The 25,011-nt window shown below is 72.9% G+C and carries 8 protein-coding genes; all 8 read left to right on the top strand.

From position 1 onward, the window contains the following. Positions 1–61: 61 nt before the first annotated feature. The 8 genes from ACFV18_RS00580 to ACFV18_RS00545 all read left to right on the top strand — a co-directional run bounded on the left by ACFV18_RS00580 (position 62) and on the right by ACFV18_RS00545 (position 25,005). The gene (locus tag ACFV18_RS00580; RefSeq protein WP_380477965.1) at positions 62–2,842 is read left to right on the top strand and encodes a BTAD domain-containing putative transcriptional regulator; all 2,781 of its coding nucleotides are present in this window, start codon (positions 62–64) and stop codon (positions 2,840–2,842) included. A gap of 225 nt (positions 2,843–3,067) precedes the next feature. Then, entirely contained in the window at positions 3,068–3,616 is a 549-nt protein-coding gene (locus ACFV18_RS00575) for a WXG100 family type VII secretion target (RefSeq protein WP_380477964.1), read from the top strand. A gap of 80 nt (positions 3,617–3,696) precedes the next feature. After that, positions 3,697–5,640, top strand: coding sequence for a hypothetical protein (locus tag ACFV18_RS00570; RefSeq protein ID WP_380477963.1), 1,944 nt, complete (start codon positions 3,697–3,699; stop codon positions 5,638–5,640). A gap of 53 nt (positions 5,641–5,693) precedes the next feature. Beyond that, positions 5,694–7,049, top strand: a complete 1,356-nt coding sequence (locus ACFV18_RS00565; RefSeq protein ID WP_380477962.1) for a hypothetical protein — start codon at positions 5,694–5,696, stop codon at positions 7,047–7,049. A 3-nt stretch (positions 7,050–7,052) separates the two neighbouring features. Beyond that, on the top strand, positions 7,053–21,095 hold the full coding sequence (locus ACFV18_RS00560; protein ID WP_380477961.1) for a toxin glutamine deamidase domain-containing protein: 14,043 nt from the start codon (positions 7,053–7,055) through the stop codon (positions 21,093–21,095). Between the two features lie 146 nt (positions 21,096–21,241). Then, positions 21,242–21,532, top strand: coding sequence for a hypothetical protein (locus ACFV18_RS00555; RefSeq protein WP_380477960.1), 291 nt, complete (start codon positions 21,242–21,244; stop codon positions 21,530–21,532). A 461-nt stretch (positions 21,533–21,993) separates the two neighbouring features. Continuing rightward, positions 21,994–22,599 carry a hypothetical protein gene (locus ACFV18_RS00550; protein WP_380477959.1) on the top strand — a complete coding sequence of 202 codons (606 nt, stop codon included), beginning with the start codon at positions 21,994–21,996 and terminating at the stop codon, positions 22,597–22,599. A 126-nt stretch (positions 22,600–22,725) separates the two neighbouring features. Continuing rightward, positions 22,726–25,005, top strand: a complete 2,280-nt coding sequence (locus ACFV18_RS00545; RefSeq protein WP_380477958.1) for a hypothetical protein — start codon at positions 22,726–22,728, stop codon at positions 25,003–25,005. The last annotated feature ends 6 nt before the right edge of the window (positions 25,006–25,011 follow it).

The following is a 25,011-nucleotide window of genomic DNA, read 5'->3' as shown; positions in this document are numbered from 1 at the left end:
TAACGACCCGGTAGCCTCCGTCACCGAACACAAACTCGGGGGGGGTTTGGGGGTTACTGCGGTGAAGTTCCGGCTGCTCGGGGCCGTTTCGGCGGAGGACGCCGAAGGCGGCGAACTGCGACTCGGACCGGAGAAGCGGCGCAGCGTGCTCGCCCTGCTGCTGCTGCGCCGCAACCGGGCGGTCTCGGTCGCCCAGCTCACCGAGGCGCTGTGGATCGCCGAACCGCCCGCCAACGCCCGCACCGTGGTGCAGAGCCACATATCCCGGCTGCGCGCCCTGCTCACCGAGCAGGGCGCCACCGGGAAGGGCGTCCAACTCGCCACCGCGGGCGACGCCTACACCCTGCAACTGCCCGAAGGGTGCCTGGACGTCGAGCAGTTCGACACCCTGGTGGCCGCCGCCCGGGTCGAGGCACGCTCGGTGGACGTCGTCGACGCGCTGGAGGCCGCGCTCGCCCTGTGGCGCGGACCCGCCCTCACCGGCACCGTCGCCAGCCCCCCGCTGGAGGCCTGGCGGCAGACCCTGGAGGAGAACCGGCTCGCCGCCGTCGAATCCCTCGCCGACCACCACCAGCGGCTCGGCGACCCCGCCCGGGCCGCCGAACTGCTGCGCGCCGAAACGGTCGCCCACCCGCTGCGCGAATCGCTGGTCTCCGCGCTGATGCTGGCGCTGTTCCGGGCCGGACGGCAGTGCGACGCGCTCGACTGGTACCACCGCACCCGCGAATCGCTCGCCGACCGGCTCGGCGTGGACCCCGGCCGGGCGCTGAACGCCGCGTACGAGCGGATCCTGCGCGGCGAGCCCACCGAGCCCATTCCGGCCCCGGTCGTAGCGCCCCCGACTCCGGTGGCTCACAAGCTGGTTGATCTGAGGGTGCCCGCGCCCGCCGGGCCGCCCGCGATCGAGAACCTCCCCGCCGTGGACCTGCTGCCGCGCGCCCCGCGCGGCTTCCACGGCCGCGACACCGAACTCGCCACCCTCGCCGACGCGGCACGCGGCGGACCGGACGGCGCGATCGCGCTGATCACCGGACCGGCCGGGGTCGGCAAGACCGCCCTCGCCCTGCACTGGGCACACCGCAACGCCGGACGCTTCCCCGACGGCCTGCTCTTCGCCGACCTCGGCGGCTTCAGCGACCGCCCCGACCGCGACCTCGACGAGGTGATCGCCGAATTCCTCGCCGCACTCGGCGTCGCCCGCGAGGACCTGCCCGCCGGCACCACCGCCCGCGCCGCCCTGTACCGGCGGATCACCACCGGCCGCCGACTGCTGGTGATGGTCGACAACGCCCGCGACAGCGACCAGGTCCGGCCGCTGCTGCCGGCCGGCGCCGACTCCGTCGCCGTGGTCACCAGCCGCAACCGGATGCTCGGCCTGGTCGCCGCCGAACTCGCCCGCCCGCTGCCGCTCGCCGTGCTCGGCCCCGAGGAGTCCGCGGCGCTGCTCGCCCGGGTACTCGGACCGGCCCGGATCGCCGCCGAACCCGAGGCCGCCCGCGAACTCGCCCGGCTCTGCGACGGCCTGCCACTGGCCCTGCGGATCGCCGCTGCCAAGATCGCCTCCGACCCGCGCCGCGGCCTCGCCGCGATCACCGAACAGCTCCGCCACGAACAGCGCAGGCTCGGCCACCTGGCCGCCGAGGAGATCAGCGTGGCCAGCGCGCTGCGCATCTCCTACGAGCAACTCCCGCCCTCCGCCGCCCAGTTGTTCCGCACCCTGGGCTTCCACCCCGGCCCGGTGATCGACGCCCACACCGCCGCCGCGCTCAGCGACCTGGAACCCTCGGCCACCGCCGAGGCCCTCGACCGGCTGGCCGCCACCCACCTGATCACCGAGACCGACGGCGGCCGCTACACCCTGCACGACCTGGTCTGGCTGTACGCCCGCGAACTGAGCAGCCGCGCCCACCCCGCCGAACAGCGCCTCGCCCGGGAACGGCTCGCCGACCAGTACCTGTACACCGGCCTGGCCGCCGCACAGGCCGCCGAACCCGGCAGCAAACCCTGCTGCGAACCCCCGGCCGGCAGCCACCGGCCGCGCGCCGTACCGGAGTTCGACGGCGGCGAGGAGGCGATCCGCTGGCTCGGCGCGCACCGCGAGACCCTCGCCCAGGTGATCGCCACCACCTCGCCGGAACGGGTCTGGCGACTCGTCCTCACCCAGTGGCCGCTGATCCTGCGCCGCCTGCGCGACGGCTGGGTGACCCAGCTGGAACACGCCCTGGAGGCCGCCCTGGAGTGCGGCGACCTGGACGGCGAGAGCCAGGTGCGGGCCATGCTCGGCTGGGTGCTGGTCTCCAACCGCCGCCTCCCCGAAGCCGTCGCCTGCCTCTCCCCGGCAGCCGAACTCGCCGCCCGGGCCGGCAACCAGGTCGGCCGGGCCGTCGCACTGGTCAACCTGGCCGCCGTCCAGGCCGAACTCGGCGACACCGCCACGGCCGGCGGCAACCTCACCCAGGCCCTGGAGATCGCCCTCGCCATCGGCCACACCCACACCGTCACCCTCGCCCTCCAGCACCTGGCCCGCCACCTGCTGGCCACCGGACGCCCCGCCCAGGCCATCGAACGGACGCTGTACGGGCTGGAGTTGACGGCCGATCAGGTGCCGTCCGCGCGTCGGGTGCTGCTGCACACCTGCTGCGGAGAGGCACTGTCCGCGCTCGGCCGCCACGCCGAGGCCCGCAGCCGGCTGAACGCGGCCCTCGCCGAGGCCGAGCAGATCGGCCACGACGAGGCCACCGCCGAAGTGCTCGCCGCGCTCGCCGCCGCCGAGGACGCCGCCGGGCTGGCCCACGCCGCGACCGCCCACCGGCGGCGGGCGGAGGAACTCGGGCCGCACTGAGCCCGTCCCAAGTCGCTGGTGGGGGCCGGAAATCGACGCGTTAGTGAGGCGCAAGCCGAAGGCAAACGGCTACCGCAAGGATGGGCAGGTGCGGTAGCCGCGGGTGCGCGGGACTGCCCGTGGCACCGCGTACAGCCCCTCGCTCGCCCGGTCGCCCCCGGCCCCCTGCAACGCCCCGTCACCGGCCCGCACTGTCGGGGAGCAGACAGGGAGAGGGCGGGACGGATGGCCGGAGACGGTGTGAACATCGACCTGGACGAGGTCCAGGCGGCAGCCAAGACGATCGCAGCGCTGCTGGAGGAACTGCAAGGCCCGTTCGCCCAGTTGGAAGCCCACATCACCATGGTCGAGGACTCGGTGTACGGGACCGACCTGCTGGGCAAGTCGCTGACCGGCGGCGGTTCCTCGGTCGGCGGCTTCAACAAGCACCAGAAGGACGTGCTGGCAGGTATCAAGCTGCTGCTCAGCAACGCCACCGCGATGGGCACCAACCTCCAGACCATGGCTGCCCGCCACCAGGCCAACGACGAGGAGCATGCCGCCTCGCTCAGCCGGATCAGCACCGGCGACGGCAGCCCGCTGACTCCGCTCACCCCGGCCGTGAACCCGTCCCCGACCCCGTCGCCTTCTCCGGCGCCCGCACCTGCGCCCGCGCCGCAGCCGGACACCGGGGGCTACCACACCCAGGACGGGCCGTCCCTGGACTACAACAAGCCCAAGCCCCCGCCGGAGCCGCACGGCCCGGTCGGCGGCGGTGGCCGCAACCTGATCTGACGCACGCCGCACACCCGCACCACGGCGGCTGATCCGGTGTCAGCCGCCGCCGCACCCACCATCCGAGAGAGCTTCCCGCCATGATCGAGCTGCCGGCCGACCTCGCCGAAGTACTCAAGACCGTGCAGAAGAACGAGAACGGCAAGGACATCTCGTTCCCTGACGGCAACGAGGACCTGATCGGCGACCTCGCCGTCGCCTGGGACAAGTGGAACCAGATCGCGGACACCCACATCCGCGGCATCGCCAACGCCGCCCAGCGCGCCATGTCCTGCATGTCCGGCGCGGCCGCCGACAGTTTCCAGCAGTACCTGCAGAAGTTCGCGGGCGGCGACGCCTCGCACGTCGCCACCACCGTCAAGGCCGGTGCCGACATCGCCAGCGGCCTGCACGGCGCGCACCAGGCGGTGATCGACACCAAGAACGAGATGATCCGGGAACTCGACTACGCCAAGACGTACATGGCGCAGAACCCGGCGGGCAAGCACGACGACATCGCCAACTCCGAGGGCGTCAAGCAGGCCGCCAGCCTGTACCACCAGTACGTGAGCGGTGTCAGCTCGCAGGTGGACGGCATCCTGCGCAACAACGCCAACCAGATCGCCGACATGAACGGCATCGGCAAGACCTGCACCCTCAACGGCGGTGGCGGCGGCGGTGGCGGTGCGGGCGGCGGATCGGGCCTCGGCATCGACAGCGCGGGCGGCCTCGGCGGACCCGACGGCCTCGGTGGCGGTGCCGGTGGGGACGGTGCGGGTGACGGGGCCGGTGGCGGCGGCGGTGCGGGTGGCGGTGCGGGCGGCGGTGCGGGCGGCGGGGCCGGCGGTGGCGGCGGCGGTGGCGCGGGCGGTCACGGCGGTGCCAAGACGCCCAGCATCCTGAAGCCGTTCTCGCCGCCGCCTCCGGGCCACGTGCCGGACCTGTCCAGCGGCGGCCACCCGCCGACCTTCACGCCCCTTCCGGTCAGCCCGAAGGCCTCGCTCAACCTGGCCGGCCTCGGCGACCTCGGCTCCGGCGGCACCGGCCTCGGCATCGGCCACTCCGGGCTCGGCGGCGCGGGCGGCGGACTCTCCGCGTTCGGCGGCGCGGGCGGCGGCGGACTCGGCGGTGCCGGTCTCGGCGGCGGCGGCTTCGGCGGCGCCGGCGGGATGAGCGGCGGCGCCTTCGGCAACGCGATGGGTGCGATGGGCCGGGCCGGCGGCGCGCTGGCCGGCGCGGGCGCCGGTGGCGCCGGTGGCGCCGGCGGCATGCGCGGCGGCGGTGCGGCCGGTGCGGGTGCGCGCGGTGCCGGTGCGCGCGGTGCGGGTGCCGGTGCGGGTGTTGCGGGCGGGGCCCACGGCGGCGGCATGGGCGGCGCCGGGCGGGGCGGCAAGGGCGAGAAGAAGGGTGCCAACCGTTTCCTCGGCCCCACTCGCTTCGGACCGGAGGGCGAGGAAGAGGAGGCGCTGCTGCACGACAGTGGCATCCTCGGCCAGGCCGGCGAGGTCGATCCGCGCGACCGCAACTGGCAGCGCGCCCGCCGCCGTTGGCTGGACGACGCCCGCGCCGAGGGCGTGCTCACGGCGCCCGAGCCCGAGCCCGTGGCAGCAGACGCCGCGGCGGCTCCGACCAGCGAGCAGGCCGTCCTCAACCAGCTCGCGGGAGTGCTGCTGGGTGCCCCCGCCCCTGCCGACGGCGACGCACCCGAGGTGGCTGTTGCGGCGGCCGGGGAGGCGGCGGCGCCGCGTCAGGAGAGCGTCGCGACCGAGTCCTCCGGGGCGACCAAGGAGTCCGGGGCGTCCGGTGGGGCGAAGGCGGACGGCGACTACCTGGAGCGGGCGCGCAGCGTCGCCGCGCGGCGCGGGCACGGGGAGGCCGCAGAGACGGTGGCGGCCACGCCGGCCACTCCCGCAACTCCGGTGAGCGCGGCGGCTCCTGCGGCGGCGGCCGCCAAGCCGCTCCCGATCCGGGAGGAAGGCGGCTACCAGGTTCCCAGCCCGTTCCTGCGCGCCGCCCTCACCCGCCTGGCCGCCCCCGCGGACTGACACCGCCCCCGCTTCCCCCCTCCGCGCTGATCCGTACTCACTAAGGACCCCCCATGAGCAACGACGTGCCCTGGTTCGCGATCGACCCCGACGTCGAACCCGCGCGCACCATGCGCATTCCGGAAGGTGAGCGGATCGGCGTGGAGGCGCCGACGTTCGGCGAAGCCGCGCGGGTGGGGTGGGTTGAGCCGGATGTGATGCCTGCGCAGCGGGTTGAGGGGGGTTCGCCGTTCACGGAGGCGGCGCGGGTGGGGTGGGTTGAGCCGGATGTGATGCCTGCGCAGCGGGTTGACGGGAGCTCGCCGTTCACGGAGGCGGCGCACGTCGGGCGGCTTGCGCCGGACGAGATGCCTGCGTTCCGGGTCGGGACGGCCGTCGGCGAGCCTGCGGAGTCGGTGCGGATGAGGGCGTCGGAGGGTGTGCCGTTGGGTGACACGGTGCCTGCGATGCCCGCCGAGTCGGTGCGGATGAAGGCATCGGAGGGCGTGCCGCTGCATGAGGCGATGCCCGCGATGCCCGCCGAGACGGCGCGGATGAAGGCATCGGAGGGCGTGCCGCTGCATGAGGCGATGCCCGCGATGCCCGCCGAGACGGCGCGGATGAAGGCGCAGGGGACCCCGCTCCAGGAGGGTGTGCCGCTCGGTGGCGCGGTGCCTGCGATGCCTGCGGAGTCGGCGCGGTTGAAGGCGTCGGAGGGTGTGCCGTTGGGTGACACGGTGCCTGCGATGCCTGCCGAGAGTGGGCGGTTGAAGGCGCAGGGGACCCCGCTCCAGGAGGGGGTGCCGGCGACGGCCGGGGAGCCGCTCGCGCCCGGGACGGAGGCGGCGCGGATGAAGTCGAGCGGGACTCCGATCGAGAACGGGGTGCCGCAGAAGTCGGCCGAGGCCGGGCAGCGGGCTGGGGCGGCCAACGGCACCAACGCCGGTTCAGGCTCCGGGTCGGGCTCGGGCTCGGGTTCCTCCGACACGGGCAAGGCCGGGCAGGGGTTCCAGGTGGATCCCGATCAGTACAAGGCGGCGGTCTCGCCGGTGCTCGCCGCGTCGGAGCAGATCGCCTCGCTGGCCTCCCGGATGACTTCGTACCTGCCTCCGATGGAGGGGCAGAACCCCTGGGGCAACGACGAGTCGGGCAAGCAGTTCGCCGAGGGTGAGAAGGGCTATCTGGAGTACAGCCACAACACCCTGAAGACGCTTCAGAGTCTGGTCAAGGAAGTCCGCGACATCGCTGACGGCCTGAAGCGGATGGGCGAGAACTACCAGGCCGCCGAAGAAGGCGCAGCCGGTTCCTTCACCGGCATGGACGGCGGGCAGGCTCCGGTGCCGCCCTCGCCGGGTGCGGCACCGACCGTGCCGACCCACGTCCGTCCGATGTTCACCCCCGGTATGACCGGCTCGACTGGAAGGCACTGACCCATGGCTGTCGAACTCCCGGAGCCCCTCCAGTGGGTGCTCCTGCTGCTCGCCGGCTGCCGGTGGCCGGAAGCGGACGAAGACCAACTGCGTGACATGGCCGACGAGTGCCGCAAGGCCTCCGAGACGCTGCGGGACGCCACCCAGGGCGTGGACGCGGCGATCAAGCGTGCGCTGGAGGGCCAGCAGGGCAGCGCCGCCGAGGGGCTGACCAAGTTCTGGGCCACCTACACCGTCGGCAAGGGCACCGAGGACGACCCGGGCCGGCTGACCGCGACCATCAACGCGCTCAGTGGCATGGGCGACATGCTGGAGCAGATGGCCAACTCGGCCGAGACTGCGAAGATTCAGATTGTCGCCCAACTCGGCATTCTGGCCTTCGAGTTGGCGACCGCCGAGGCAGAGGCGCCGGTCACGGCCGGTGCGTCGATGCTCCAGGTGCCCGGGTTCATCGCGGCGGCCCGGACGTTCGTCACCAAGACCCTCAAGACCCTGGTGCTCGACTTGGCCAAGATGGCGGCCAAACAGGCCGCCCAGATGGCCGCGATCAACCTGATGGCGCAGGGCATCGAACTCGCCGAGGGCCACCGTAAGAGCATCGACTGGAAGGAAGTCGGCGACAACGCCAAGGGCGGCGCCATCGGCGGCGCCGCCGGTGGCCTGATCGGCAAGGGCCTGGGCGGCGCGGCCGGCAAGGTCGGCCTCGGCGGCGCCGCCAACTCGCTCGGCGGCAAGATGGCGATCGGCGCGGCCACCGGCGTCGGCGCGGACGCCGCTACCCAGTTCCTCACCACGGGCAAGGTCGACACCTCCTCGCTGCTCGGCTCGGGCCTGTCCGGTGGTGCGGGCGTGGGCCTGCATCACGGTGCTGTCAAGATGAACGGGCACGGCCCCGCGCCCAAGCCCGGCGATGCCCCGCACATTCCCGGACCCGTCGGCCCCGGCGAAGGCGGTCGCCAGGACGGCCCGCCGAAGTTCACCAAGCCTGACACCTCCTCGGGCGACAACAGCTCCTACCACGGCCCGTCCGGCGACAGCGGGAGCTCCAACTCGGGTGGCAGCAGCTCGGGTTCGGGCTCCAGTAGCTCGGGCTCGGGTGCCTCGGGCTCGGGTTCCAGTGGTTCGGGTTCGGGTTCGGGCAAGTCGAGTTCGGCTGGCTCGGGCGGCTCGGGCGGCTCGACGGCCGGCGGCCTGTCCCCGTTCGGCTCCGGCCGCACCAGCGGAGACGCCCCGCCGTCCCACTCCGAGTCGGGTGGAGCGGGCCGGAGCCATGAGCAGGCTCCGCCGCAGGCGCATGAGCAGTCGGGTGGTGGCCGGGCCCATGAGCAGGCTCCGCCGCCGGCGCACGAGCAGTCCGGTGGTGGCCGGAGCCATGAGCAGGCTCCGCCGCAGGCGCATGAGCAGTCGGGTGGTGGCCGGGCCCATGAGCAGGCTCCGCCGCCGGCGCACGAGCAGTCCGGTGGTGGCCGGAGCCATGAGCAGGCTCCGCCGCAGGCGCATGAGCAGTCGGGTGGTGGCCGGGCCCATGAGCAGGCTCCGCCGCAGGCGCACGAGCAGCCGGGTGGTGGCAAGAGTCACGAGCAGGCGGAGGCGATTCGGCCGACGCGCGAGCCGCTGACCGAGCACACTCCGTCGCAGCCGGCGCGCGAGCACGTGGAGGCGGTGCGGCCGTCGCACGAGCCGCTGTCGGGGCAGGAGCCGAGCCGTCCGGTGCACGAGCAGCCGGTGCGGAACGAGGCGGAGGGGCAGAGCACCCGGCCCGATTCGCGGGGGTCCGGTGCGCCGGTTCGCGAGGAGGGGCAGTCGGTGCGGCCGTCGCACGAGCCGCTGTCGGGGCAGGAGCCGAGCCGTCCGGTGCACGAGCAGCCGGTGCGGAACGAGGCGTCGAGTGCGCCGGCCCGCGACAACTCGTCCGCCGGAAACGAGAGTTCGTCGGGCGATGACAGCACTCCGCGTCCGACCGGCGCGGGTGCGATGCCCAACCTGTCCGGCGTCCTGGGCGGTGCGGCGGGCCTTGCCGGCGCCGCGTCCTCGTCCGGCCATGGCGGTGGCGGCGGCAATGCGGGCGGCACGCACCTCGACGGTGCCCGCAGCGCGACGCTGCCGCGCCCGGACGCAGCGACCGTCCCCGGTCAGGGCATGCCCGAGGGCCTCGGCGACACTCCGCCCAACTCCGGTACCCAGAGCCCGAACCAGACCGCTGTCCCGCCCATGGGCGGCGGGTTCGCCCACGGCCCGGTCGGTGGCGGCGGCGCCCGTTCCGACTCTCCGTCAACCTCGGGTGCGCCCAGGCCCGGTAGCCAGAGCGGCACCGTCCACAGCGGTGGCGGCAGCCAGCAGGGGGGCGGTTCGCTCCGCCCCGGTGGCGGTCGCGGTTCGGGCCCCGATGCCCACACCGTCCCGGAGCAGCAGCACGCCCCGGCCCCGAAGCCGACCGAGCACGCCGGCGCGGCGCCGCACGGCACGGAGCACCCGCCCGCGTCGCACGAGCAGCAGCCGCACGACCAGAAGTCGTATGAGGAGCACCCCAACCGGCCCGGTGCCGACCACGAGGGTGAGCCGCAGCCCCGGAAGACGGACGGGCGGCGGATCGACGAGCCCGGGGGCCTGAAGGAGCCCTCCGAGCACGACCAGAAGCGGATCGAGGACGCCGTCCCGCGTGACGAGGACGGCAAGCCGAAGATCCACCCGGACCCGCAGGACGGCGACTGGATCAAGCAGCTCAACGGCGACGGCCCGTTCGCGCCCGGACGCAACAACAACTGCGCCGACGCGGCACTGTCCTTCATCGACACCTACAACGGCCACCCCACGGCGGCCGCGCCGCGCGTGGAGAACAACGGCCTTGGCGAGAAGGGCGGCCGCGACCGGATCGAGCAGTCGCTCGGCGGCAGGTTCGAGCACCAGGGCGCGGGCGCGGGAGGTCACGACAAGCTCCAGAAGACCCTGCTGGAGAGTGGTCCGGGCTCGCAGGCGCTGATCATCAGCACCGACGGCGACGGCCGCTCGCACGCCTGGAACGTGGTCAACCACGACGGCAAGATCGTCTACGCCGATCCGCAGATGGGCCGTACCAGCGACAAGCCGCTGTACGCCGGCGAGGGCGGCCTGTTCGCCGTCCCGCTCGGCCCGAACGGCAGTGCGCTGCACCCCACCAACCACGGCGCCGGAAACACCACGGGCAACCACCAGGCCGGCGCCCGCCCCGAGACCACCCCGAGGACCGAGACCACCCCGAAGCCGGAGGCGTCCCTGCGGCCCGAGGCCCAACCGCGGCCCGAGGCCCAACCGCGGCCCGAGGCCCAGCCGAAGCCCGAGACGGACCCCAGTGCCCGGCCCGAGTCCGACACCTCCCCGAGGCCCGAGGAACCGCGGCCGGACGAGGTGCGGCCGGACGAGACGCCGGGCGGTCAGACGCACGAAGACCCGTCGCCGTTCCCCGGCCTGGAGGACAAGCGGCACATCCCCACCCTCGAAGAGACGCAGGAGATCGGTCGGCGGCTGGGGATTCCGGACGACCAGCTCCCGGTCATGGTGTTCGTGCCGGACACGGCCACCGTCTCCACGCCGTTCTCCGAATACGGGGACGGACGGGTCGGCCATCTGTCCGAGGACGGCGGCAAGCTCACCATCGGAAAGATCGACGGACTGAAGGACGGTGACAGCACCCCCGCAGCCACGGCGATCTCCGGCAAGGGCGGCGGAGCGTACGTCAAGGGGGCGGACGGAGCCCCCGACGTGCTGGTCGTCAACCAGCGGATGAACATCAAGGACGGGTTCGCGCAGGAACACGTGATCCAGCACGAGCTCGGGCACCACAAGCAGGCGCTCGACCAGATCGACATCGACAAGACGCAGAACAACCCCGCGCTCATCGAATACCACAACATCCTCACCAACGAGGTGAAGTTCCACGAGGAGGGCAAGGAGCCGCGCCTGACATACCAGAAGAAGGACGGGCAGGGCGGACTGTCGAGCGAGGAACAGAAGGGCGTCAAGAAGCTGCTCGGCCTGCCGGAGGACGGCCATTTCCCGCCGAGCCGGTACTGGGACACGGTCGCAGGAATGCCGAAGACCCCGAACGAGCAGCGGCTGTTCGACCAGATCGTGGAGGCGACCGGGAGGGAGCCGTACTCCAACTACCCCAAGGTCAAGCAGAACTTCGCGAAGGCGTACCTGGTCGAGCACCTGAACGCGCAGAACCGGGCGGACGCTGCGGCTGCCGCCGGCGGTACGACCGCCGCGCCCGCGCCAGAGGGCGCGCCGCCCGCTCAGCAGCATGCTCCGGCTGCGCCGCCGGTTCCGCCGCCGCCCGTTCAGCAGCACGCCGGTTCCGCGCCGCCGGTTCCGCCGCCGTTCGCCGGCCAGCACGCCCCGGCCGCTCCGCCCGTTCCGCCGCCGTTCACGCAGCAGCATGCCGGTTCCGCGCCGCCGGTTCCGCCGCCGCCCGCTCAGCAGCACGCCGGTTCCGCGCCGCCGGTTCCCCCGCGACCCGCTCAGCAGCATGCCCCGGCTGCGCCGCCGGTTCCGCCGCCGTTCACTCAACGGCCGGTCGGCGCCCCGCCGGAGGTTCCGCCGAGCAACCGTCCCACTGCCGGGGCGTCGAGCGCGAACCCGTTCGGGGACGGTCACGCAGGTCCGTCGGGCAACCGCCCCGCGCCCGAGATGCAGAACCCGTTCGGGGACGAGCACGCCGCTTCGTCGGGCCACAACAGCCCCGCCTCGGAGGTGTCGAACCCGTTCGGGGACGAGCACGCCGCTTCGTCGGGCCACAACAGCCCCAGCTCGGAGGTGTCGAACCCGTTCGGGGACGAGCACGCCAACACTTCGCACACCCGGGCCCCGGAGAGTCCGGGAGGCCTGGGCGACTCGACGCACCCCACCTCCACGCGCCCCGACGACACGCCGACCGGGCTGCGGCCGGACGCCGAGCCGGCCGGGCTGGGCAGCCGGAAGTCCTTGATGGACAGTCAGGGGCTGACCCCCGAGGGACGGAAGGTTCTGCACCAGAACCCGGAAGGGCCGTCCATCGTCTACCCGCCGAGCAACAGCAAGGCGGCGCACCTTGGGACGGCTTTTGCGAACAAGTTCAAGTCCGACCTTTCGCCGGAGCTGAAGGAGGTCAGTAACCACCTGCCGGTGAAGGACGGCAAGAACACCCACCAGTCGGAGGGTTCGACGGCGAGCGGGAAGCCGAACGCCAAGATCAAGGACCACACCTTCAAGGCCTACGTCGACCCGGCGACCCTGACCCTGGTGGAAGGCCCGGTCGGGGGCAAGCTTCGGGAGCCGCTGCGCAACGCCCTCGGCCCGGACGCCATCGCGTACTCGGGCAACAAGGTGTTCGAAGAGGCCGCGAAGCTGGACTACCGGTCCAGGACGACGATGGAGCAGCAGCAGGAGCGCCGGCAGCTGTTGAAGGACCTCGCGAACCAGAACACGGACAAGGGCACCTGGATCGACGGCGACCGGGTGTCGGGCCAGCTCGCCGGCCAGAGCTCCGCGATGGACGGTGTGAACCGCCTGCTGAACGGTCACGGAGGCGACGCCGGATTCCCCGGAGTGGTGATCGGCGAAGGACACGGCCAGTCCGCGACCTGGCCGTTCCTCAAGGACAACATGGCGCAGCTCAAGGCCAGCGGGGTCGACACCATCTACCTGGAGGCCCTGCGGGACGACGCCGTCCAGCACGACCTGGACACGTACCTGGACCCGTCCCACCAGGGGCCCATGCCCCCGAGCCTGCAGAAAGCGGCCGCGAAGTACGACAGCTCCCACAGCGCCAAGCTGACCGAGGTGCTGGAGGCGGCGAAGGCCAACAACGTCAAGGTCCGTGCGGTGGACGGATACCCGGCCCGGACCATCAACGAGGACGGCGGGGTCCACGAGCGGGCCCGCCTGATGAACTCGTACGCCCACGATGTGATCAGCTCGGACGCCGCCAGTGGCGGGAACAAGTACGTGGTCGTGGTCGGCGCCAGCCATGCGCACTCCACGACCGGTTCGGGCAGTGGACGGATCCCCGGCACGGCCGACCTGCTGGGCGTCCCGGCCGTGCACCTGACCGACGGTTCGGGGACACCGCACCAAGCGCCGAACCGGGCGAGCAGCAGCACGCCTCCGGACGACGTCCGGCTCAGCTACCTGCCCACCCCCGACAACCACTCCCCGGCCGGCGCGCCGCCGCAGCACACCGACTCCACCCACCCGTCGGCGCCGGGGAACCCGGGCGGACTCGGCCCGGTTCACCCCGACGCGCAGGCGCCGCGCGGGAGTTCCGAGTACCTGGAGGGCCAGGGGCCGCAGCACGACCAGCCCAACCAGCCCCATCAGCACGAGGGCAACACCGACCGCCAGGCCGGGAACGAGCACAACAGCCCTGGGCAGCCGCACCAGCAGCCGTCGGGGGACCACGAGGGTGGTGGTCCGCGGCACCCGGCCACGGATCAGCGGCCGTTCGATGTCGAGGGTGGGCTGAAGCGGCCGTCGGAGCACGACCTGAAGCAGCTCCAGGACGCGGTTCCGCACCACGCGGACGGCACCCCGCAGCGGCACCCGGACCCGTTCGAGGGCGACTGGGTGAAGAAGCTGAACGGTGACGGTCCGGGTGCTCCGGGTCGGGCCAACAACTGTGCGGATGCGGCGCTTTCGGTGGTTGACACCTATGACGGCCGTCCCACGGTGGCCGCGCCGCGGACCGAGGACAACGGGGTCGGTGAGAAGGGCAGCCGGGACCGGATCGAGCAGTCGCTCGGTGGGAAGTTCGAGTCCCTGGGCAAGGGTCAGGCGGGGCACGACAAGCTGGCGCAGACCTTGCTGGAGAGCGGTCACGGCTCGCAGGCGGTGATCATCAGCCGTGACAGCGAGGGGCGCACCCACGCCTGGAACGCGATGAACCACAACGGCACGATCGTGTACACGGACGGCCAGATGGGCCGTACCAGTCACACGCCGCTGTACCAGGGCGAGGGCGGCCTGTTCGCCGTCCCGCTCACCCCGGACCGCGCGCCCCTGCACCCGTCCGGCCCGCCCGCCGGTGACGGCAACCACCAGGCCGGCCCGAAGCCGGACGCCCAACGGCCGGATTCGGACCCGGGCATGGCGGTCCGTCCCGAGCCGCCGCTTCCTCCGATCGAGCAACGTCCCAGTGCCGAGGAGAAGGCCAAGCTCCACCAGGACCCGCCCGGCCCGGCGCTGATCTACCCGCCCTCCGCCGACCCGGCGGCACTCGCGCAGCACAAGAAGGACAACAAGTTCAAGTTCACCCTGACCGGTGATCTGGCCGTGTCCGCCAACTCCCTGCCGCAGAGCGACAAGGGTCGCCACCACTCGGGTTCCTTCACGGCGAGCGGGACGCCCGACGTCAAGGTCAGCCCGTACTCGCAGAGCTTCAAGTCGCACCTCGACCCGCTGACGCTGAAGGCGCTGCACCCCGACGCGGCGTCGGCGCTGAACGAGGGGCTGCGCACCAAGTTGGTGGCGACCGGCGAGACCGAGGCCTACGTCTACCCGGGCAACAAGCTGCTGGAGCACGGCGGCAAGCTCGACTACCGGACCGATCCGAACTTCCAGGCCCAGCGCGAGCGTCAGAACGTGCTGGAGCGGCTGGCCCGCCAGGATGCGGAGACCGTCTGGCACCCGGTCGACGGGGCACAGGTGCAGCAGCGGCTGGACGGGCAGGCCTCGGCCCTGGACGGCGTCCAGCGCCTGCTCAACGGGGACGGCGTCAACCCGGAGCCCCCCGGGATCGTGCTGGGCGAGGCACACGGCAACTCGCCCAGCTGGAAGTTCCTCAAGGAGAACATGGCCGGTCTGAAGGAGGCCGGCGTCGACACCATCTACGTCGAGGCACTTCGCGACGACTCGCTCCAGCACGAGCTGGACACCTATCTGGAGTCCGGCGGCACCATGCCGCCGAACCTGGAGAGGATGCTCCGGTCCTACGACCGGAACAACAACTCCCCGGAGAACGCCGGTCTTTACGAAACGGTGGTGAAGGCGCAGGAAGAAGGCATGCGGGTCCGGGCCGTGGACGGCTACCCCGCGCGCAGGCCGGACGGACCCGGCTACGGCCCGCTGGAGCAGCGGGCCCGGATGCTGAACTCGTACATGCACGACGCGATCACCTCCGACCGCGTCGGGCAGTCGGGGAAGTACATCCTGGTCACTGGCGAGGCCCATGTGCACGAGCACTCCACCACCAGCGGTGGCGGCGCACGGATTCCCGGCACGGCCGAGATGCTGGGGGCGCCGTCGGTGCGCCTGACCACTCCGAACGGGACGAACGCCGTCGGTGGCACGGCGGTGCACGACCTCCGGCTGGGACACCTGCCGGAGCCCCAGCCGGCGGCCCCGGCGCCGCACGCGCCGGCCGCCCAGCACCCGGGCGGCAACCCGCCGTCCGGAGCGGGGCACGAGAACGCCCCGCACCAGCAGCAGGTGAACGAGCACGCCCAGGACGTCGCCCCCGAGCAGCCGGCCGGCCTCGGCAACCCCTCGCACGAGCTGCCGAACCACGAGCAGCCGAGCCACGAGCTGCCGAACCACGAACTGCCCAACCGCGAGCAGCCGAGCCACGAGCTGCCGAACCACGAACAGCCGTCCCACGAGCGCTCGTTGGGAGACCACGAGGGCGGCGGCCCGCGGCACCCGGCCACGGATCAGCGGCCGTTCGATGTCGAGGGCGGGCTGAAGCGGCCGTCGGAGCACGACCTGAAGCAGCTTCAGGACGCGCTGCCGCACCACGCGGACGGTTCGCCGCAGCGGCACCCTGATCCGACCTCGGGAGACTGGCTGAAGAAGCTGAACGGCGACGGCCCGGGCGCCCCGGGCCGGGCCAACAACTGCGCGGACGCGGCGCTCTCGCTGGTCGACACCTACGACGGTCACCCGACCGTCGCCGCGCCGCGGACCGAGAACAACTCGGTCGGCGAGAAGGGCGGCCGGGACCGGATCGAGCAGTCGCTCGGCGGGAAGTTCGAGCACCTGGGCGCCGGGCAGGCCGGGCACGACAAGCTGGCGCAGACCCTGTTGGACAGCGGGCACGGCTCGCAGGCGGTGATCATCAGCCGTGACAGCGAGGGCCGCACCCACGCCTGGAACGCGATGAACCACAACGGCACGATCGTGTACGCGGACCCGCAGTTGGGCCGCACCAGCGACCGGCCGCTGTACGCGGGCGAGGGCGGCCTGTTCGCCGTCCCGCTCACCCCGGACCGCGCGCCCGTGCACCCGTCGGGCCCGCCCGCCGGCGACGGCAAGCAGCAGGCCGGCCCGCGCCCCGAAGGCCGGTCGGGCGAGAACTCGCGTCCGGACGCCTCGCCGGGTGCCACCGAGCATGCCGGGTCCCCGCAGCACCAGGACGGCACCAACCAGCAGGACACCACCGCACCGCACGGCGAGGACGCCGCGCACCCGCCGGTGGTGCCCGAGCCGCTGCCGCCGGTGGGGACGCCGGAGTACGGGATCATGCACGACCCGGCCGAGTTCCTGAAGACCAAGCAGGTCTCGGTGGACTTCGCCACCGGCGTCAAGGAGCGGATGCCGCACGCGAAGCCGGGGGAGGTCGGCGCGTTCCTGGAAGCCATCAAGGGGCGTGACCAGCACTGGTTCGTGCTGGAGCCGAACGGGGTCGGCAAGAACGGCGAGCCGTCGGGCTACCACCTGGTGCCGGCGTGGGAGAAGTACGCCGCGCACTACGAGGGCTTCCCGAGGCCCGAATCCGGCCTGCCGCAGGTCAAGGAGGACCACGAGTACGTGAAGGGCGCGTACATCCCCTACAAGTCCGAGCAGCGTCCCGACCCGGCCAAGCCGGACACCATCGGCCACACCGAGGTGCCGTTCAACCCGCACCCGGACCTGCCGCGCCAGGGGCTGGTGTTCACCGACGCGATGAACGGCTGCGCCCTGGTGACCACCGTCGAGCCGGGCAGGGACACCTTCACCGCCTGGCACTTCCAGTCGTACTCGTCCGCCGGGCACCTGGAGGGCGGCTACAACTTCCGGAAGCAGCACACCGTCACGGCGTGGATGGGCGTGGGCGACTACTCCCACCCGCTGCCGCTGGGCTTCAAGCCGGCGGCGACCAACATGCTGAAGCACGGCCCGAACGGCTGGGAGATGATCAGCCAGGAGTCGCACACGTACGACGGCTCGTCGGAGACGATGCGGAAGTTCCCGCCGACCCTGTACCCGCCGAAGCGGATCCCGTTCGACGTGGGGACGCAGAGCCCCGAGACCGTCGTCAAGATGACGCTGGACCCGTACCACGTCATCGCGCAGGAGCGACTCGACCGCTTCCAGCAGGCGGCGCACGACCTGACCACGGGACTGGACCCGAAGAACCCCGCGCTCAAGAAGTTGCAGGGACACCTCGCCGACATGAACGACATGCTCGGCGCGCAGAACGACCTGGTGAAGGCGTACAACCGGCCGGAAGCGACCCTGGAGGACCTTCAGCAGCTGTCGAACGGGCTGAAGCGGATCAAGCGCTCGCGCCAGATGTTCCTGGACGAGCACCGGGCCGACATCGAGCGCCTGGCGATCGACGCGACGCCGCTGCACCCGAACCGGTCGGGCAACACCGTGCTCTCCGAGTTCGGCTATTCGATCGAGCCCGGGAAGCCGGACTGGGTCGACCACATGGCCGCTGACGTCGCCGCCCAGATCAAGAAGCGCGACGAGGCCGCCCAGCAGGTCCCGGACGACCCGGCGGGCGTCGAGTCCCCCCGGCCCCCGGCCGACCCGGCGGGCGTCCCGTCGCCGCGGTCCGCGCCCGAGCCGCTGCCGCAGGACACCTTGGCGAAGATGCCGGCCTTCACCGGCAAGGACGATCCCAAGGGCAACCAGGAGGCCGGCGACAAGCTGGTCGGACTCCAGGTGCACACCGAACAGATCTACGAGCAGATCCGGACCAACCTGGGCCGGCTGGAGCTCGGCCAGGACGGGCTGACCGGGCAGGCGGACCGGCCCAACTCCGAGGTGCAGTACAACCTTTGGTCCGGCAACAAGAAGATGACCGAGCAGTACGGCAGCGCCGAACTGACCGGCGAGGGCCAGGCCGAGAGCTCGCACGGCTTCATGATGAGCCGCACCGAGGAGCATCAGCGGGCGATCAGGGAGCTCAACGAGTTCTACCCCGAGGGCTGGCCGCCGCCGGACCCCGGGTACCAGAAGGAGTTCATCGGCTGGCTGAAGGAGAACGAGAAGCAGGGCGTCGCCTACGATCCGGCGGCGATCCAGCAGAAGTTCTCCGAGCTGCGCGCCGCGGCCAAGGACCGGGCGGGCGAGTACTCGCCGGACGGTGGCGACGAGGTGTTCGTCGGCGAGCACGGTGCCAGGTTCCAGAACGCCTGGGACCGGGCCTCCGACGACGTGGCGATGCACGCGGCGCTGGCGATGGCCGGCTTCCGCAGCTTCGGGCTCGACGAGCCGCACCACGGCAATCCCGACCTGTCTGCTCACCCGGACCCGAAGTCCACCGTCCAGGTGCGGCAGGAGATCCCGATGGCCGAGCGGATCGCGGGCGAGGTCGCCGCCGACCTGCACGACAACATCAAGGCCCGCCGCCAGGTCGCCGACCTGGCCGCCGACCCGGCGCTCAAGGCCGAGCTGCACCGGCTGGCAAACCGGGCGGAGCAGGGCGCCAAGCACTTCACGGAGGGCGCCGAGCAGCTCAAGTGGGAGGAGAGCACCGGCCGCGAGGAGCGGGCGGCGCTCGCCGAGCGGCGCAAGCACAGCGCGGAGACGATGCTCCGCGGCCGCGACGAATTCCTCAGCGCCGCCCGGGACTTCGACAAGGCGCTCGGCGACCTGGGCGTCCCGTCGGCCCGCTCGGAGTACGTCTCCGACGTCCGCCCGCCGGCGGACCCGGCCGGCCTCGGCGAACACCAGCCGCAGGAGCGGTCGGCGGGGGAACACGAGGGCGGTTCGCAGCACCGTCCGGACGCTTCGCCCGGCGCCGCCCCCGACGGCGGATCGTCGCAGCACGCCGACGGGGAGCACCAGGACCAGGGCGGCAACGGCGCGCACGACGGCGACGAGCACACCAACAACGAGCACGACGGCAACGACGAGCACGCCAACAACGAGCACGACGGCGCCGAGCACCCGCCCGTCACGCCCGAGCCGCTGCCGCCGGTGGGCACGCCGGAGCACGGGATCATGCACGACCCGCGCACCTTCCTGGACGAGAACCTGGTCTCGGTGGACTTCGCCGCCGGCGTCCGGCAGCGGATGCCCGGGCTGAAGCCCTTCGAGGAGAACAACCTGCTCAGGGCGATGCGGGGCCGCGACCAGCACTGGTTCGAGATGGTGCCGGACCCGGCCGCGGCCGCCACCGGGAAGCCCGGCTACCACCTGGTGCCCGCGTGGGAGAAGTACGCCGAGCACTACTCCGACTTCCCCCGGCCCAGCGGCGGGCTGCCGCCGGTGAAGGAGGACAGCCACTACGTCAGGGGCGCGTATGTGCCCTACGAGGCGGACAAGCGGGCCAGCCTCGACGACCTGAGCACCATCGGCCACACCGAGGTGCCGCTGCGCCCGAACCCGGCCCGCCCCCGGGAGGGTCTGGTGTTCACCGACGCGATGAACGGCTGCGCCTTCGTGGCCACCGTCGAGCCGGGCGGCGACACTTTCACGGCCTGGCACTACCAGTCCTACTCGGCCTCGGACGCCCTTCGGACGGCCGCCGAGTTCCGGGCCGCGCAGACGGTCACCACCTGGATGGGTGGCGGCGATTACGCGGCGATCCTGCCCCCCGGGCACACCCCGGCAGCGACCAACATGCTGCGGTACGGCCCCGACGGGTGGGAGATGGTCAGTCAGGAGGTGCAGAAGGACGCGCGGAACCCGCTGACCCCGCCGCGGGTCTCCCGGCAGTCCGCGGTCCCGTTCGAGGTCGGGACGCAGACCCCGCAGGCCGTCGTCAAGATGACGGTCGACCCGTACCTGATCAACGCGAAGGAACAGCTCGGCCACTTCGACGACGCGGCCTACGGTCTGACCAAGGACCTGAGCCTGACGAACCCCCATGTCAGGTCGTTGAACCAGCGCATGGGCCAGATGCGGGAGATGCTCCTGGAGCAGAAGAACCTGGTGGAGGCCCTTCAGCGGCCCGAGGCGACCCTGGAGAACATCCAGTCCGCCGCGGCCGAGCTGCGCGCGAAGAGCGAGGAGAGGCGGAGGTTCCTCACCCTCCACGAGAACCACATCCAGTCGCTGGCCAACCAGGTGCTGACGGACCACCAGTACCGGACCACCGCGACCCTGTTCTCGGAGTTCGGCAAGTCGGACTGGATCGGCGTGATGGCCGACGATGCCACCGCCCAGATCGAGAAGCGGGACGCCGCCGCCCAGCAGCCCGTGCCGGACCAGGCGCCGGCCGACCCGGCGGGCGCGTCGCAGGAGCGGGCCTTCGCGCCTGTCCCGGACGACGACCCGAGGGCGCAGAAGCTGGCCGGTTACGTCGGCGGGCCGGGCCATGTGCACCCGCCGATGAGCAACACGCTGCTGGGCCACGTCAATCCGCGGCAGGCGCCGGAGCAGGACGGGACCGGCTTCCGGCCGGGCCCCGAGCTGAACGCGTCGGTGGAGAACGTGGAGGCGTACCGGGACACCCACTTCGGGCGTCCCCGGGTGTCCGGGGCGAGCCTGCCCGGTGACGCGGAGCCGGTCACCGGCGGCACGGCGTGGACGCGGCCCGAGGCGCCGGCCGCGTTCGGCAAGGGCGAGGACGCGGTGAAGGCGCTGATGGAGAAGGTGCAGGCCGGTGGCAAGGGCAGCTTCGCCACCGTGCTGGGCGTCGGCGAGGAGGGGCGCGCCCATGCCGTCGCGCTGGTCCACGACCGGGACGGCCGCCTGCGCTGGGCCGACCTGACGGAACGCCGGGTGTTCGAGGCCACCGGCGGAATGCCGAGGACCTTCGGCCTGGGCTGGAACCTCTGGGCCTCGGTCTCCGACTCGGAGGAGAACACCATCTCGGGCCCGCCGGACCCGTACTTCACCGAGACCTTCGACGCCTTCACCGCCCCCGGGCGCGAGCACTGAGCCGCCGATCGACGGGTCGCGCCCGACCGGGATCATGGACCGGACAGCCCCGCCCGGGGCCGTCCGGTCCGGACGCCGCCATCGCGGGCGTCGCGGCTCCGGCCGCACCGCCCGCAGCACACATCGCACCATAGGAGGAACCCCGCATGATCACCCAGGACGAGGCCATCGCGAAGGCGCACGCATGGCTGAACGAAGGCGCCCCGGAGGGCACCGCGCGTGAGGTCAAGTTCCGGGAGTTCGACCTCGGTTGGGTGGTGTGGGCCGCGCCCGCGCCGCTGGAGGTCGACCCGGTGACCGGGCAGGTCCGGCCGCCGGCCAACCTCGGTGACGCCACCGGCGTGGTGGACCGCGGCACCGGCGAGCTCAGCACCTGGCCGTCGATCCCGATCGACGCGGTGATCGCCGCCTACCAGGAGCGCCACGCCGGACGGTGACCGCCTGTGGGGGTGGATGTCACCGTCCACCGGCGGCCGGGTCTCGGCGCGACGAAGTCCGGCCGCCACCACCACAGTTCACCCAAAGCCGCCCATTCCTCACTGGACATTCACGACCTCCCTGAACGGAGCGCCCCCTTCTGCCACATGGCCGGTGATTCGCGCCGGGAATTTACCAACTGCATACCTTCGGGCCTCGTGCCCTGTTCTGCCGCTCTGCGAAGCTCGTACCGAGGTGACGTCCCGTCACCTCGGTTGACGCGCTTGGCCGGTGCGTCCTCGGACACCTAGTAAAGTTACCTGACAAATGAGCGGGTGCGGCAGCCGCGAGTGCCTTCGGCCTGCCCTGGATCCGGCGCGGGCGCTGCGGCGCGCCCCCGGCCGGTGGGCGGCCCGGCGGACGTCCGGCTGCCCGGGGGCGGTGACCTGGAGGGTGGACAGTGGCGGACGAAACGGTATGGATGGACCTCGACGAGGTCGATGCGGCAGCGAAGAAAATCATCAGCCTGCTGCATGAACTGGAAGGACCGGCCAACCAGTTGGAGGCCGTGATCAAGCAGGTCGAGGACTCGGTGTACGGCACCGACCTGCTCGGCAAGGCCCTCAAAGGCGCCGGATCCTCGGTCGGCGGCCTGGCCAAGCACCAGCAGCAGACCCTCGCGGGAATCCGGACCTTGCTGAAGAACGCCAACGCGATGGGGCAGAACCTCCAGACCATGGCGGCCCGGCACCGGACCAACGACGAGCAGCACGGCACCGAGATCGGCCGGATCAGCACCAACGGCGACCTGCCGGCCTCCCCGCGCCTGGCCGGCGGCGCCCAGCCCGGCCCCGACCCGGCGACCGCGGACCGCGTGGTCCGCGCGCCGCAGGAGACCGTCGCACCGGCCGCCGACACCACGGCGGCCCCGCCGCCGCCGGCCCCGGTCAAGCCGATCGGCAACACCGACGCGGGCAGCGACTACCACCGCCCCGACGCGCCCACGCTCGACTACAACCACCACAAGGACGAGCCCACGGACGCGCAGTTCCGTGGCACCGGCCCCGGCGCCCGGCAGGTCATCTGACGTGCCCGCCGGGCGAGTTGTCGCCCGGACGGGCTCTACGGCCGACCCGCCCCGTCCCACCGTCGCCGGGGGTGGCAGCAACACCCCCGAGCCGACTCCGAACGTCCGACCGGAGAGTCTCCCGCCGTGATCCAGCTGCCCGCAGACCTCGCCGAGGTACTGAAGACCGTTCAGAAGAACGAGAACGGGAAGGACATCGCCTTCCCCGACGCCAACGAGGAACTCCTCGCCGACCTCGCCGCCGCCTGGGACAAGTGGAACCAGGTCGCCGACACCCACGTCCGCGCGATCACCGAGGCCGCCCAGCGGGCGATGGCCAGCATGTCCGGCCCCGCCGCCAACACCTTCCAGCAGTACCTGCAGAAGTTCGCCGGCGGCGAGGACTCGCACGTCGCGACCACCCTCCAGTCCGGGCGGGCGGTCGCCAAGTCGCTGCACGGCGCGTCCGGCGCGGTGATCGACACCAAGAACGAGATGGTCCGTGAACTCCAGTACGCCAAGACGTACATGGAGCAGAACCCGGCCGGCAAGCACGACGACATCGCCAACTCCGAGGGCATCAAGCAGGCCGCCGCCGTCTACCACCAGTACGTCGGGCAGATCGGCGGCGACGTGGACGGCATGCTGCGGAAGAACGCCGGCCACATCGCCGACATGACCGGAATGGGCCAGACCTGCGCCCTCAACGGGGCCGGTGGCGCCGGGAGTTCGGGCGGTGCGGGCGCGGCGGGCACGGACATGTCCGGGCGCAGCCCCTCCGTCGTGCCGGCCGGGCTGCGCACCGGCGCGGACGGCGATGTCCCTGGCAGCCCGCTCGCCGGTGCGGGCGCCCCGGCCACGCCCCGGGCGTTCTCGCTGCCCGACGCCCCCGGCGGGCCGGGCTCGCACCTCGGCGGGGCCGGGGCCGGGGCCGCGGGCGGCATCGGCGGAATCGGATCCGCGGGCGGTCTCGGCGGGGTCGGATCGGCCGGTGGCGTCGGCGGGGTCGGCGGGGTCGGATCGGCGGGCGGCGGTCCGGCGCTGACGCCGTTCAAGCTGCCCACCCCGAACATGCCCAGCTTCCAGGGCGGCGGCTCCGGCGGTGGGGCACCCGTGTTCAACCCGCTCAGCAGCTCCGGTGCGGGCCCGCTGAACCTGGCGGGCCTCGGCGACCTCGGCACCATCGGCACCGGGGTGCCCGGCGGGAGCCACTACGCGCCGCTCGGCAGCGGCAACCACACCCCCAGCCCCGGCCTGACCGGCGGAGCCCCCGGCGGGAGCCCGTTCGGCACCATCGGCGGCATGCCCAACATCGGTGGCCACACCGGAAGTTCGGGCGGCTCCCCGGCCCGCCGCCTGACCCCGTTCGGCGGTGGCGGCAGCAGCCCGTTCGGCAGCGCGGGCGGCTCGACCGCGCGCGGCGGCGGCTTCGGTGGCTCCGGGATGCGTGGCAGCGGTGCCGGTGGCGGCGCGGGCAGCGGGGTCGGCTCGGCGATGCGTGGCGGCGCGGGGGGCAGCGGGCTCGGCAACAGCTCGCTGGCCTCCCGGGCGGGCGGCGGCGCCGGGCTCGGCGCGTCCGGCAGGGGGCTGTCGGGTGCGTCCTCGGCGTCCGGGCGGGTCGGTTCGAGCGGGCTCGCCAGTGGCGGCGCGGCCGGGCGCGGTGGTGCCGCCGCCGGTGCCGCCGGCCTGGGCGGGGGCGGTCACCTGCCCGGCATGGGCGGCGCGGGACGCGGCGGTGGCGGCAAGGACAACAAGGGCGCCAACCGCTTCCTCGGCCCGACCCGGTTCGGCGCCGAGGGCGAGGAGGACGAGGCGCTGCTGCACGACAGCGGCATCCTCGGCCAGGCCGGGGACGTCGACCCGCGCGACCGCAACTGGCAGCGCGCACGCCGCCGTTGGCTGGACGACGCCCGCGTCGAAGGCCACTTCGTCACGCCCGAGACCGCCGCGGCCCCGCCCGCGCCGACCGGGCCCGCGAGTGAGCAGGAGGTGCTGAGCCAGCTGGCCGGGGTGCTGCTCGGGACGGGTGGCGGTGCGGACGCGGGTGCTGGGGGCGCGGCGGCTGACGGTGCGGCGCCGTCGGAGGCGAGTGCGCCGGCGAGCGGCCCGACTGCGCATCGGGAGGCCGGTGCCGCCCCGGCGCAGACGTCGGCCGGCAGCTCGGACGACGCCTACTTGGAGCGTGCGCGCAGCGCCGCCGCCCGGCGTGGCCACGGGGACGCACCGGCCGTCGCGGCAGCCGGGTCGGCCGCTGCGGCGGGGTCCTCGGGTTCGGCCGGTGCCGGTGCGGCCGCTGCGTCGGGCGAGAGCGGGACGCCGCAGCGCGCCCCGCTGCGTGAGGAGGGCGGCTTCCAGGTGCCCAGCCCGTTCCTGCGCGCCGCCCTGTCCCGCCTGGCCGCAGCGCCCGGCGCTCCCGCCGCAGGCTGACCGGGC

The organism is Kitasatospora sp. NPDC059673 (genome assembly GCF_042734215.1).
Classification (GTDB): domain Bacteria; phylum Actinomycetota; class Actinomycetes; order Streptomycetales; family Streptomycetaceae; genus Kitasatospora.
Note: the sequence above shows the minus strand (reverse complement) of the source record. Positions and strands in the feature narration are given on the sequence as shown.